13 protein-coding genes are annotated in these 13,416 nt (G+C 49.6%); 11 read left to right on the plus strand and 2 right to left on the minus strand.

Annotation, left to right across the window (positions count from 1 at the left end):
• Nucleotides 1–125: 125 nt before the first annotated feature.
• The 4 genes from SNR34_RS08620 (at nucleotide 126) to SNR34_RS08635 (ending at nucleotide 4,282) form a co-directional block, all read left to right on the plus strand.
• Nucleotides 126–1,664, plus strand: a complete 1,539-nt coding sequence (locus SNR34_RS08620; protein WP_236415997.1) for an ABC transporter ATP-binding protein — start codon at nucleotides 126–128, stop codon at nucleotides 1,662–1,664.
• Entirely contained in the window at nucleotides 1,657–2,736 is a 1,080-nt protein-coding gene (locus tag SNR34_RS08625; RefSeq protein WP_236415996.1) for an ABC transporter permease, read from the plus strand. The genes SNR34_RS08620 and SNR34_RS08625 overlap by 8 nt, the downstream gene beginning before the upstream one ends.
• Nucleotides 2,737–3,699 (plus strand): ABC transporter permease, encoded by a 963-nt coding sequence (locus tag SNR34_RS08630; RefSeq protein ID WP_486181707.1) that lies wholly within the window; start codon nucleotides 2,737–2,739, stop codon nucleotides 3,697–3,699. It begins immediately after the preceding gene.
• A 208-nt stretch (nucleotides 3,700–3,907) separates the two neighbouring features.
• Nucleotides 3,908–4,282, plus strand: coding sequence for a hypothetical protein (locus tag SNR34_RS08635; protein WP_236415994.1), 375 nt, complete (start codon nucleotides 3,908–3,910; stop codon nucleotides 4,280–4,282).
• A gap of 147 nt (nucleotides 4,283–4,429) precedes the next feature.
• Here SNR34_RS08635 and SNR34_RS08640 read toward each other — a convergent pair whose 3' ends face one another.
• Nucleotides 4,430–4,876, minus strand: coding sequence for a GNAT family N-acetyltransferase (locus SNR34_RS08640; protein ID WP_339277067.1), 447 nt, complete (start codon nucleotides 4,874–4,876; stop codon nucleotides 4,430–4,432).
• 103 nt (nucleotides 4,877–4,979) lie between these two features.
• Between SNR34_RS08640 and SNR34_RS08645 the strand changes: the two genes are divergently transcribed.
• From SNR34_RS08645 to ilvC, 4 genes are all read left to right on the plus strand, one after another.
• The gene (locus SNR34_RS08645; RefSeq protein WP_486181708.1) at nucleotides 4,980–5,108 is read left to right on the plus strand and encodes a hypothetical protein; all 129 of its coding nucleotides are present in this window, start codon (nucleotides 4,980–4,982) and stop codon (nucleotides 5,106–5,108) included.
• Between the two features lie 476 nt (nucleotides 5,109–5,584).
• Nucleotides 5,585–7,336, plus strand: coding sequence for a biosynthetic-type acetolactate synthase large subunit (gene ilvB, locus SNR34_RS08650; protein WP_236415991.1), 1,752 nt, complete (start codon nucleotides 5,585–5,587; stop codon nucleotides 7,334–7,336).
• Nucleotides 7,333–7,815: an acetolactate synthase small subunit gene (gene ilvN / locus SNR34_RS08655; protein ID WP_236415990.1), complete on the plus strand. Its 483-nt coding sequence runs from the start codon at nucleotides 7,333–7,335 to the stop codon at nucleotides 7,813–7,815. Before ilvB ends, ilvN begins: the two co-directional genes overlap by 4 nt.
• A gap of 258 nt (nucleotides 7,816–8,073) precedes the next feature.
• Nucleotides 8,074–9,066 (plus strand): ketol-acid reductoisomerase, encoded by a 993-nt coding sequence (gene ilvC / locus SNR34_RS08660; protein ID WP_236415988.1) that lies wholly within the window; start codon nucleotides 8,074–8,076, stop codon nucleotides 9,064–9,066.
• 245 nt (nucleotides 9,067–9,311) lie between these two features.
• On the opposite strand, the gene SNR34_RS08665 is transcribed toward ilvC, so the two are convergent.
• Nucleotides 9,312–10,292 (minus strand): aldo/keto reductase, encoded by a 981-nt coding sequence (locus SNR34_RS08665; RefSeq protein WP_486181709.1) that lies wholly within the window; start codon nucleotides 10,290–10,292, stop codon nucleotides 9,312–9,314.
• A 220-nt stretch (nucleotides 10,293–10,512) separates the two neighbouring features.
• On the opposite strand from SNR34_RS08665, the gene leuB reads away from it, so the two are divergent.
• The 3 genes from leuB (at nucleotide 10,513) to SNR34_RS08680 (ending at nucleotide 13,182) form a co-directional block, all read left to right on the plus strand.
• Nucleotides 10,513–11,598, plus strand: coding sequence for a 3-isopropylmalate dehydrogenase (gene leuB, locus SNR34_RS08670; RefSeq protein ID WP_486181710.1), 1,086 nt, complete (start codon nucleotides 10,513–10,515; stop codon nucleotides 11,596–11,598).
• Between the two features lie 283 nt (nucleotides 11,599–11,881).
• Nucleotides 11,882–12,421, plus strand: coding sequence for a peroxiredoxin (locus SNR34_RS08675; RefSeq protein WP_236415981.1), 540 nt, complete (start codon nucleotides 11,882–11,884; stop codon nucleotides 12,419–12,421).
• A 344-nt stretch (nucleotides 12,422–12,765) separates the two neighbouring features.
• Nucleotides 12,766–13,182, plus strand: coding sequence for a hypothetical protein (locus tag SNR34_RS08680; RefSeq protein ID WP_236415979.1), 417 nt, complete (start codon nucleotides 12,766–12,768; stop codon nucleotides 13,180–13,182).
• The last annotated feature ends 234 nt before the right edge of the window (nucleotides 13,183–13,416 follow it).

Raw genomic sequence — 13,416 nt, forward strand, 5'->3', positions numbered from 1 at the left:
GAGCGTTTCAGACATATTGCATGAAGAACAATCGCAAGAAGCATTCGGTCTAACAATTAACGTCGATGGACGTTTTTCTTTCGTTTTGCGGAACCACACACTATATCAGTTATAAGGGTGATTACATGGGTGCAGGAACCCCCGTCGTTGAGTTAAAACAAATCACGAAGCGTTTCCCAGGCATTGTTGCCAACGACGCTATCAGCCTTCAGCTTCGAAAAGGCGAGATTCATGCTTTATTGGGCGAAAACGGTGCTGGTAAGTCAACATTGATGAATATTGTATTTGGCCTCTATCAGCCGGATGAAGGATCCATTGAGGTGAACGGCAAGCCGGTGATCATTGATAGTCCAAACAAAGCGATTGAGCTTGGCATCGGCATGGTGCATCAGCACTTTAAGCTTGTCCAGCCGTTCACGGTAACAGAGAACATTATTTTGGGATCTGAGCCTACCAAAGGTCCCAACATTAACTATAAAAAAGCAGCAGCAGAAGTACAGCGCCTGTCCGAACAATATGGACTTCAGGTGAACCCGCATGCCAAAATCCACGATATCTCGGTGGGTATGCAGCAGCGCGTTGAAATCGTGAAGACCTTGTATCGCGGTGCGGACATTCTGATCTTTGACGAGCCTACGGCCGTATTGACTCCGCAGGAAATCAAAGAATTGATGCAGATCATGAAGAAGTTGGTGGCCGAAGGCAAATCCATTATTTTGATCACGCACAAGCTGAAAGAAATCATGGAAATTTCCGATACGGTTACCATCATTCGCCGAGGCAAAGTTATCGATTCGGTGAAAACGTCGGAAACCAACCCGAACGAGCTGGCCGAAAAGATGGTTGGACGCAACGTAACGTTTAAGGTAGACAAAAAACCTGCGACTCCGGGTGCGAACGTGCTGGAAGTCAGCAATTTGTCGTCCAAAAACAAGGAAGGCATTTCCGTTCTGAATCAGCTTAACCTGAATGTGCGCGCCGGAGAAATCGTCGGCATTGCAGGCGTTGACGGCAACGGCCAGAGCGAGTTGATCGAAGCGCTCACCGGCCTGCGCAAAGTGGACGGCGGCTCCATTCGTTTGCAAGGGAAAGAACTTGCCAACCAGTCTCCGCGTTATATCTCGGAATCCGGGTTAGCGCATATTCCCGAAGATCGGCATAAACATGGACTTGTTCTCGATTTTTCCGTTAGTGAAAACATTGTTCTGGAGTCTTATTACAAGGCGCCTTATACCCGCAGAGGGTTCCTCAATTTTGACGCGATCAAAAAACAAGCCAAAAGGCTGGTCGAGGCGTTTGACGTGCGTACACCAAGCATTGAAACGAAAGCCCGCTCTTTGTCGGGAGGGAACCAGCAGAAAGCGATTATTGCGCGCGAAGTCGACAAAAATCCGGAGCTTCTTATCGCTGCTCAGCCAACCCGCGGTTTGGACGTTGGTGCGATCGAGTTTGTGCAAAAGCAATTGATTGCCCAGCGGGATCAAGGGAAGGCCGTTTTGCTGATTTCGTTCGAACTGGATGAGATCATCAACGTGTCTGACCGCATTGCCGTCATCTACGAGGGACGGATTGTGGGCGAGGTGCTGCCGGAAGAAACCAATGACAGGGAGCTCGGCTTGATGATGGCGGGCAGCACCCAAAAGAGAGGTACTGTGCATGAGTAACATATTGAAATGGTTTACCCGAGATTCCTTTATTTTGCCTGTTGTGGCCATCGTCATGGGATTGATTTTGGGCGGAATCGTCATGCTGTTCGGTGGATACAACCCGGTTGAAGCATATAGCGCGCTGTTCACCAAAGTGTTTGGCGATATGTACAACTTCGGCGAAGCCGTGCGGGAGATGACACCGCTCATCATGACCGGGCTTGCGTTTGCATTCGCTTCGCGCGCAGGTTTGTTTAACATCGGGGGAGAAGGTCAATTTCTCGTAGGTATGACGGCTGCGACGTTTGTCGGGGTTAAATTTGCAGGTCTGCCTATTTATATCCATGCACCGCTCGCCATGATCGCGGGAGCCCTTTTCGGTGGACTGTGGGCGGCGATTGCCGGTTATTTGAAGGCTGCGCGTGGCGTAAACGAAGTTATCAGCAGTATCATGCTGAACTGGATCGGGCTTTATCTGGCTAATTTGATCGTGCGCCAATTTCTGCTGCTTCAGGGCGAAAACCGTTCCGTCGATATTAGCGAATCGGCTTCGATCAGTTTGAACTGGCTGTCTGAGTTGATGGGCAATTCCCGCGTGCATTTGGGTACGCTGATCGCTCTCGTTTTGGCCGTGGTCTTTTATATTTACATGTGGAAAACGAAACAGGGTTATGAAATCCGTGCTGTAGGTCTCAACCCTAATGCGGCCGAATATGCGGGCATGCACGTAAATCGCAACATTGTCAAAGCGATGTTCATCAGCGGTATGCTTGCAGGTCTTGGCGGAGCGTTCCAGGTTCTGGGCGTATTCCAATATCAGACCGTGATGTCCGGTTCTCCGGGAACGGGCTTTGACGGCATCGCGGTAGCGTTGATTGGTTTGAATCATCCGTTCGGCGTTCTGCTCGGAGCTTTGTTGTTCGGTACGCTTACTTATGGCTCTGCGGGGATGAGCTTTGCCGCGGATGTGCCGCCTGAAATCATTCGGATTGTGATCGGTTCGATTATCTTCTTCATTGCGGCACAAGGCATCGTGCGCTGGGTACTTAAACCGTTCTATTCCAAGCGCAAGAAAGAGAAGGTGTTGTAGATGGACTTGTTGACAATTGGGCAAATTATCAATACGACGCTTGTCTTTGCCACGGCATTGATTTTTGCATCCCTAGGCGGAATTTTTTCGGAAAAGTCCGGTGTAACCAACCTCGGAATTGAAGGTTTCATGGTCTTTGGCGCGTTTGCGGCAGGGATTGGTGCACACTATGCTCAGGAAGCGGGCATGGGAGGAACGACTTCGGCATGGATGGGTGTACTGTGCGCTGTTTTGCTAGGCATACTGGTATCCTTGATTCATGCGGTCGCGTCCATTACGTTTAAAGCGGATCAAATCATCAGCGGGATCGTGATCAACTTCCTGGCGGCAGGAAGCACGCTGTATTTGGTTAAATTGTTGTTTGAAGGTTCCGGGGACTCCCCGTTGGTGCAAGGTTTCAACAAATTCGACGTGCCGCTGCTCAAGGATATTCCTTTGCTCGGTGAAGCGTTGTTCAAGAACGTATATCCGACAACCTATCTGGCGATCGTATTTGTTTTCCTGACGTATTACATCATGTTCAAAACACCTTTCGGTCTTCGGTTGCGTTCCGTGGGCGAGCACCCGAGTGCAGCGGATACTGTCGGTGTGAAAGTTCGCCGTTACCGTTATGTTGCGGTGATGATCAGTGGCGCGCTCGCAGCAGTTGGCGGGGCGGCCATTACATTGACAACGACAGGAACGTTCTCCCATAATACGGTATCCGGACAGGGGTATATTGCGATTGCAGCCATGATCTTTGGTAAATGGAACCCGATCGGTGCCTTTGGCGCAGCCGTATTCTTCGGTTTCTCGCAAGCGATCCGGAACTATGTACAGTTGTTCGAATGGACGCAAAGTATTCCCCAGGAAATTATTTATATGCTTCCATACCTGCTCACACTGATTGTGCTGATTGCTGCGGTAGGGCGTTCTTCCGCGCCATCCGCATTGGGCGAACCGTACGATCCCGGGAAAAGGTAGTTTCACCGACAAATGTGAACATCACCATATCAGGTTTTACCATAAAGGGCCCGCGCTTGCGGGCCTTTTTCTGTTACATTCATTCGTTTGGAAGCCGCTCAACAGGGTAGGGGGAATCCCCCAAATTTTTGGGCATGGACAAAGAAACAGGCGAACCATGCTTTGGACGAATACACTGTTTTGAACGATCCGAGGAGGAGGGGAAAGTATGAGATCACGAATTACGCGTACTGATGCGATGAAGTTTGTTGGCCAAAATATCGTTGCGGTCAAAAAGGACGGAACTCGGGTTACTGGAAGACTGGTGAAGATATCCGGAAACAAGCTTGTGTTGAAACGCATAGACGGCAAAAAGGTTCGCACAAAAGCAATTTTGCCACTCGTTTTATTTGATTTGTTGGCTATTGCAACCTTGCCGTATGCTTATGGCCCTGGTTATGGAGCACCTGGACCAGGTTATGGGCCGGGTCCGAAACCGGGATGTGGAGCGGGGTATGGCCCTGGCTATGGGGCCGGGTACCCTGGGATTGGTCCTGGCTTCAGTCCTTATGGACCGGGCCCGCGTCCACCAGGATTTTACTAAAGACGATTGATTTCGCCCTTCCGGTCGAATGAATTATACCGATAGACGGTTGTTTGGGGGAGCAGAGGCGGCGACAAGGACCACGAAGGACGGCAAATGCCTAAATTGGTTTCGGGGAGACGGCGAAGAGTGCTCCTCTTTTCGAGCTCAGATGTTTTTTTCGAGCTCAAAGCAGCGGCTGATCATGATATATCGGATGATGCGATATCCTTGTTTTTGATAAAACTGAAGTCCTTTCATATTTCCTTCGTCCACCATGACTTTGGATATTTTGCAGCCGCGTGATGTGGCGAATGTTTCTGCTTTATGCAGGAGCGTTTGCCCGTATCGTTTGCGCTGTTCTTTGGCGGAAACGGCCATCATGTCGATGTACAGCAGCTCGCCATGCATGAGAAGATGGATGAAGGCCAAGGCTTCTTTGTCGGGACTCGGAGAAATCACGAAGGTCATGCCCCTGCTCATCCGCAGGGGTATTTCTTTGCGAATTTTGTTGATATCGTTCTCACCCATATGGGACAACGGAACAAGTTCGGTATCGATTAACCGCATGATGGCGGCATCGTCCAGTTTGGATTTGCGCTGCCGAATGACCATGCCGGGCCTCCTTTCGTAAGAGGTCTTGGTGCTCGTATATTTTATGCCTGGATGAAGTTGAAAGGTGACTGAATGAAAGAGTGAAAATGGGTTATGTTAAACGATGGAAGCGTTGAAAGAAATGCTTAAGCTATGTCCTGTTCCCAATATTGCGTATTGGATTCAGGGAGAAAAAATATTTTCATTTTGGAAAGCGCTGCGGGAAAGCGCCGTGTTTGTTACGAGCATATGAAACGGGCGTTCTGAAATTAATTAAAATCAGGTATTGACTTATCTGCTGCCGGGGTCATATAATGTTCCTAACATTTAACGAGAATATTTTATCGGCTATGAAGAGGACGAAGTTTTAAGGGCTCTTTTGCTCAGAGAGTGGCTGGATCTGCTGAAACCACCACCATTACCCCTTATATACGAGCTCACCTCGGAGCTGTTTTCCTGAAAAGCAATGGAGATCATTCCTTGCCTATTAGGGGGAATCGTATGCCTGCGTTACAGGCAACAGGTACGGGAACGACTTTGATCGTTTTACGTCATCGTCTTTTTAGTACCTGGTAAGGTCCGTTATTGCGAAATAGCGGGCAAAGTTGGGTGGTACCACGGAAGAACAACCTTTCGTCCCTCGCAAGCATCATTATGTTTGCAGGGATGGAAGGTTTTTTTGTAACTTCAAATGTCAGAATGGTGTAAATTCCGAGAGGAGGATGACTGATGGGAGCTCATATTCCAGAAGTACGATCAACAGATGAATTACGTGAAAAATGGATGAAGCCGGAGGTCATTAGCGGTTCTGAAATTTTGCTGAGAAGCTTGCTGCTGGAAGGCGTCGAGTGTGTCTTTGGATATCCGGGCGGTGCCGTATTATATATCTACGATGCGATGTACGGCTTCGAAGATTTCAAACATGTGCTTACGCGCCATGAACAAGGTGCCATTCACGCAGCAGACGGTTATGCGCGGGCAAGCGGCAAGGTTGGCGTGTGCATCGCGACTTCCGGGCCGGGGGCGACGAACCTGGTTACAGGCATTGCCACGGCTTATATGGATTCCGTACCGCTCGTCGTTATTACGGGGAATGTCGTTTCCAGCTTGATTGGTTCGGATGCATTCCAGGAAGCAGACATTACCGGCATCACGATGCCGATCACGAAACACAGCTATCTGGTCAAAGATGTCGAGGATCTGCCGCGTATCATTCATGAAGCATTCCACATCGCGAACACAGGACGCAAAGGTCCGGTGCTTATCGACATTCCGAAAGATGTTTCGGCCAATAAAACGTTGTTCGAACCACTGACAGGTCCGGTTACGCTGAGAGGATACAATCCAACGACGGTACCGAACAAGCTGCAGATCGATCGTCTGGCCCAAGCGATTCAGGAAGCGGAACGTCCAATGATCATCGCTGGCGGCGGTGTCGTTTACTCGGGCGGACATGAAGCGCTGTTGGAATTCGTGGAAAAAACGGGCATTCCGATTACGACAACATTGCTTGGACTCGGCGCTTTCCCAAGCGGTCATGAACTGTGGACGGGAATGCCGGGCATGCACGGAACGTACACGTCCAACCAAGCCATCCAGCAAGCCGATTTGCTGATCAACATCGGGGCACGCTTTGATGACCGGGTAACGGGCAAGCTTGACGGCTTCGCACCGCTTGCAAAAATCGTGCATATCGACATCGACCCGGCAGAGATCGGTAAAAACGTTGCCACTGACATTCCGATCGTAGGAGATTGCAAAACGGTTTTGGAATTGGTCAACAAGGAAGTGCAGCGTGCAGAACGTGCGGATGCCTGGAGAGATCAGATCAAGCAGTGGAAACAGGAAAAACCTTACCGTTACAACGATTCGAACGAAGTGCTGAAACCGCAATGGGTTATTGAAATGCTGAATGAAACGACCAAAGGCGAAGCCATTGTAACAACGGACGTCGGTCAGCATCAAATGTGGGCGGCCCAGTATTACAAATTCAACCAACCACGTTCATGGGTAACTTCAGGTGGTTTGGGAACGATGGGCTTTGGATTCCCGTCGGCGATCGGCGCGCAGATGGCAAACCCTGACAGACTGGTTATTTCCATCAATGGCGACGGCGGCATGCAAATGTGTTCCCAAGAGCTTGCAATTTGCGCGATCAACAACATACCGGTCAAAATCGTCATCATCAACAACCAGGTGCTCGGTATGGTTCGTCAGTGGCAGGAGCTCATTTACGACAACCGCTACAGCCACATCGATCTGGCAGGAAGCCCGGATTTCGTAAAATTGGCTGAGGCTTACGGCGTTAAAGGCCTTCGTGCAACCAACAAAGAAGAAGCGCAGCGTGCTTGGCAAGAAGCCTTGGACACAGACGGTCCGGTCGTTGTAGAATTTGTTGTAAGCAAGGAAGAAAATGTGTACCCGATGGTTCCGCAAGGAGCAACGATCAATCAAATGCTGATGGGAGATGCTGAGGAATGATAAGACATACGATATCGATTTTGGTCAACGATCAGCCTGGTGTCCTGCAGCGTGTTTCTGGATTGTTCGGTCGACGCGGTTTCAATATTGAAAGCATTACAGTAGGTCAATCGGAAGAGCCGGGATTGTCCCGGATGGTCATTGTGACGGTCGGCGATGACAAAACGATCGAGCAAATCGAGAAACAACTGTACAAAATTATTGATGTCATCAAAGTTGTAGACTTTAGCATCAAGCCAATGGTTGCCCGCGAGCTCGCTTTGATCAAAGTGAAGTCCGAACCGGCGGAACGTCCGGAAATTATGGGCGTCGTAGAAACGTTCCGCGCAGCGGTCGTGGATATCGGTCCAAATAGCCTGATGGTTCAAGTGGTTGGGGATACCGACAAAATCGATGCGATGATCGAGCTGCTCAAGCCTTATGGCATTCGCGAATTGTCCAGAACCGGCGTAACGGCCCTTGTTCGGGGAAATGCATAAAGCGCATCGAGCAATGAGGATTCCTCCTCACCCGCGAATGTAAACGAATAAGTTAACCAATGGATTGATACAAGCTAACATTTTAGTGATGTAACGCTTGAAAAGAGAGATACATCCCCGCTTTAATGGGCGGGTGTCTGAATGGATCGGAGCATGTAAACCCCATGCATCACGGTTTCGCCGGCTATGGTCCACGGTCCCTTGAGACACCCGCTCATTATTGAAGGGTTCTTTACAAAATAAAGGAGGACTTAAAACATGGCAGTTACTACTTATTATGAACAGGATGCAGAGCTTAGCGTATTGAAAGGAAAAACGATCGCCGTTATCGGTTATGGTAGCCAAGGCCATGCCCAAGCACAAAACTTGCGCGATAGCGGACTGAATGTGGTTATCGGACTTCGCGAAGGTAAATCGTACGATGCAGCAAAAAACGACGGCTTTGAAGTATTGTCTCCGGCAGAAGCAACAAGCCGCGCTGACGTGGTTCAAATCTTGCTGCCTGACGAAACACAAGCAGCTGTATACAAAAACGAAATCGAACCAAACCTGAAAAAAGGCGCAGCTTTGCTCTTCTCCCACGGTTTCAACGTTCATTTCGGCCAAATCGTTGCTCCGAAAGACAGCGATGTATTGCTGGTAGCTCCTAAGTCCCCTGGCCACATGGTACGTCGTACGTACGTGGAAGGATTTGGCGTACCTGGCTTGATCGCGATCGAGCAGGATGCAACAGGCAAAGCCAAAGAAATCGGCCTTGCTTATGCAAAAGGTATCGGCTGCACGCGTGCAGGCGTGATCGAAACTTCCTTCCGTGAAGAAACAGAAACAGATCTGTTCGGTGAGCAAGCTGTTCTGTGCGGTGGCGTAAGTGCCCTTGTAAAAGCAGGATTCGAAACGCTGACAGAAGCAGGATATGCTCCTGAAATGGCATACTTCGAGTGTCTGCATGAGCTGAAACTGATCGTTGACCTGATGTACGAAGGCGGTCTGGCTAGCATGCGCGACTCCATCAGTAACACGGCTGAATACGGTGACTATGTAACGGGTCCTCGCGTCGTAACTGAAGATACGAAAAAAGCAATGAAAGAAGTGCTTTCCGATATCCAACAAGGTAAATTCGCTCGCGACTTTATCCTTGAAAACCAATCCGGTCGTGCGTTCTTGACAGCAACTCGCCGCAACGAGTCCGAGCACCCAATCGAAGTGGTTGGCGGTCAATTGCGTGAAATGATGCACTGGATCAAAAAGTAAGTCCCGTTTTCATTTGATCTTAATCTTACAGCTTCAACAGAAAATAGCGGCCATGCTTATGCGTGGGCCGCTATTTCTGATACGAGAAAGGTACCGTAAGGAGAGAAGATGCCATTACGTCCTCTGTCGACCAGCACAAAAATAAAGTCTGACCCGGCTTTTTTGCATAAGGGTCAGACTTTATTTGCGTTAATTGCGTTATATGATAAATGCTATTGCCTAAATCTGTTCATGCACAGCAGACGTTACCAAGCATAAGCGTTTGGTGCGTGTCCACCAGGCCCTGGGAAAATCTCGTCCAGGCGCTTGAGCACTTCCGCATCGAGCGTAACCTCAAGGCATTTGAGCGCCGTTTCGAATTGCTCCAAAGTACGTGGGCCGATAATCGGTGCGGTAACCGCCGGGTTGGCGGCAACCCAGGCCAGGGCGACGGTATCCTGCGGTTCGCCAAGCTCGCGGCACAGGGCGGCGAATTGTTCCAGCTGCTGCTGCTGACGGTCGATGCGTTCGGCAATGCCGCTGCTGCGTGAGCCTTCCAGCTTCTGGAGCGCGTTGCGTCCGAGCAATCCGCCATCCAGCGGGCTCCACGGAATGACGCCAAGCCCGAGCTCTTTGGCGGCAGGCAGCACTTCCAGTTCCGGCAAACGGCAATTTAGGCTGTATTTGTGCTGTTCGGACACCAGGCCGAGAAAATGGCGGTTTTTGGCTTCGCTCTGGGCAATGGCAATCTGCCAAGCGGCGAAGTTGCTGGAACCGACGTAACCGACTTTTCCTTGATGGACGGCATTCTCGAACGCTCCCCACAGCTCGTCCCAAGTAACGGCAGGGTCCACATGATGCATCTGGTACAGTTCGATATGATCCGTTTGCAAACGGCGGAGGGAGCCTTCCAGATGGCGCCTGATTTTATATGCAGAGAGACCGCTTTCATTGTTGGGACCATCGGTGTCGTCGTGCATGGAGCCGTATACCTTGGTGGCAAGCACGACTTTTTCCCGGCGGTTGCCGCCTTGTTTGAACCAGCGCCCGATGATTTCCTCCGTTAGCCCGGAGTTTTCTCCCCACCCGTAAATGTTGGCCGTGTCGAAGAAGTTGATTCCGGCGTCCAATGCCGCATCCATGATGCGGAAAGCTTCCTTTTCATCCGTAGCGGGTCCAAAGTTCATCGTGCCGAGACAGATCCGGCTTACCTTGAGTCCTGATTTTCCCAAGTACGTGTACTGCATGATTACAATCCCTCCTGTACTAACCTGAAATGGAATTACCGTTTCCATTGTAACCCATACGGAAGGGGACGAACAACGACGCTCACTCTCTTATAGGCAAAATCTATTAAAGTCATAGATTGTATATCTTGGTCAAATGGACGTGTAATATGATAAAAAGGAGAGAGTTGATTCAACGATACGTTTGAAATGAATGAAACGATGTAAGGAGAGGACAACCATGGCAGATGTAAAAAAGATTGCAGTTATCGCGGGTGACGGAATCGGACCCGAAGTTGTGGCCGAGGCGGAAAAAGTATTGAAACGCACCGAGGAAGTATTTGGTTACCGTTTTGAAACAGAGCATGCTCTGTTCGGCGGAATCGCCATCGATGAGAAAGGAACCCCGCTTCCTGAAGAAACGCTGGCTGTATGTAAAAGTGCTGACGCGGTCCTGCTTGGTGCCGTTGGCGGTCCGAAATGGGATAATAACAGCAAGGAGCTTCGCCCGGAAACCGGTTTGCTCGGCATTCGCAAAGAGCTTGGCTTGTTCTCGAACCTGCGTCCGGCGGTCGTGTTCAATTGCCTGAAGGATGCTTCCACGCTTAAACCTGAAGTGTTGGAAGGAACGGACCTGATGGTCGTACGGGAACTGACGGGCGGGATTTACTTCGGGGAGAAGTTCAGACGCGAAAGCGATCAAGGTCAAGAGGCCGTGGATACATGTGCTTATAATGTTACGGAAGTGGAAAGGATCGTCCGCCAGGCATTCGAAATCGCGCAAGGACGCCGCAAAAAGCTGGCTTCCGTAGACAAAGCGAACGTGCTCGAAACCTCCCGCCTCTGGCGCGAAGTCGTTAACCGCGTGGCTCCGGACTATCCGGACGTTGAACTGGAGCATGTATTGGTCGACAACTGCGCGATGCAATTGCTGCGCCGCCCGGCCAGCTTTGACGTGATCGTTACGGAAAACATGTTCGGCGACATCCTTAGCGATGAAGCAGCGATGCTGACCGGTTCGATCGGCATGCTCGCCTCCGCGTCGCTGGGTGAAGGCAGCTTTGGCCTTTATGAGCCGGTGCACGGCTCCGCTCCGGATATCGCCGGCCAAGGCTTGGCGAATCCGATCGCTACCATTCTTTCGCTCGCCCTGATGTTCCGTACAACGTTCGGTTATGCGGAAGGCGCCGATGCCATCGAAGCGGCCGTATCCGAAGTGCTGAATGCCGGACACCGCACGAGTGATATCGCCGTGGACAAGAGTGCGGCGATCAGCACCACCGAGATGGGCGACCTGATCGTTGCAGCGATCAAAAAACAAGCTTAATATGTATTGACCGTTCAAGCAGCCTTTTGCTTTCCGACAGGATCGTAGAGGGCTGCTTGTTTTCACGATTGCTGCACAGAATGTCAATAAATTTTCTTATTTATAATAATTATAAAAAAATAACGTTTATAATCTTGACTTTGATAAGTCCGAATGATAACATTTTAAATGTACTCGTTATGCGGTACACAACATCATTCATCGCAGGACAAGCGACTTAGCGTGTCCTGATCTAAGCACTCCGCAAGGAGGCTTACATAATCCCAAAGGAGGAATTTTAGTTATGGCAGAACGTTTGGTTGGCAGACCAGCACCTGATTTTGCAATGGAGACAGTAACAGGAGACGGACAAGAATTTGGTTCCGTTAAACTGTCCGATTACCGCGGTAAATGGCTCGTATTTTTCTTTTATCCTTTGGATTTCACATTCGTGTGTCCTACTGAAATCACTGCTTTGAGCGATGCTTACGAGCAATTCAAAGCTTTGGATACCGAAATTCTCGGCGTGAGCGTTGACTCCGTGCACAGCCACAAGGCATGGATCAACACGCCTAAAGACAGCAACGGTTTGGGCCAACTGAACTTCCCGCTGGCTTCCGATATCACGAAACAAGTTGCTAAAGATTACGGCGTTCTGATCGAAGAAGAAGGCGTTGCATTGCGCGGGCTGTTCATCATCGATCCAGAAGGCGAATTGAAATACCAAGTGGTGAACCACAATGACGTAGGCCGCAGCGTTGAAGAAACGTTGCGCGTACTGCAAGCATTGCAATCCGGCGGATTGTGTGCAATGAACTGGAAACCAGGCGACAAAAACCTGTAAGCCGAATCAACTTGAACAATACAAGTTCAAGCCCTCACCCCGTAAGGGATGAGGGCTTTTTGCACCCTTTTTGTGAAAATTGCCCATGATTGTTGTTTAATAGAAGATAAATACGTGTTATTAATGTAAAATATAAATGTTAGGTATTTGGGGCTTCAAAAGAGGAATCGCTCCATGTAGAGTCGAATAGGGTATGAAAACCAGAATCATGTTGAACCATTGCTGAACATACTATTTTATAAATGTTGAATACGGATGAAACCATCCCCGGACGGAAGAGCCAGAGATACCCTGAAGGTCAATATCGGTTAATTTTCGGCACGTTAGAAGGAGGATGAACAAGAATGAGTTACTGCTGTGGGGCAAGTATGGTGGGAACAAAGGGCACACTGAAGCACTACCGAACCCAGGTTCATAATGTTCCCCTGCTGTTTTGCCCGGTATGCCACCGGGTCGAGGTGCATTACAAAGTGGAAAACGAATATGAGATTTTGGCTGAATACGCGCATGGAGACGGTGCTTCCGAAATCGACTTTCAAGACTACGTCACCGAGGACGAAGACGCCATCTTCGAAAACTGCATCAGCAGGGAGAGCGAGGATGCGCTTGTCATTGTACAGCGCCAGATCGACATGTCGCTTGATTTGCTGCGGCTTGCCAAGGAAATGAAGGATGAGAAGTGGGAAAGCGAGCTGAAACGACGCCTTGCCGTTATGAGCCAGCGCAGATTGAAGATTCAGCATAACAAAAGCGGACTCTAGGTGATGCCTTTATCCGCTGAATAGATGTTTTTTTCTGAAGCGAAGCGGATTCGCAGTTTGCGGATTGGCTTCGCTTTCATGCATTCATTTTGAATACAGCCGTCCGCCGATTCGAGTTTTTTCTTAAAATAATTTCCATTCGACACTTTCTCCGATTGACTCTCTTCCATAAACTTGTCTATGATAAAAACAGACTTGCGAAAGTGGCGGAGCAAAAATTGGTTTGTTTTTTGG

The organism is Paenibacillus sp. XP01 (assembly GCF_057364885.1).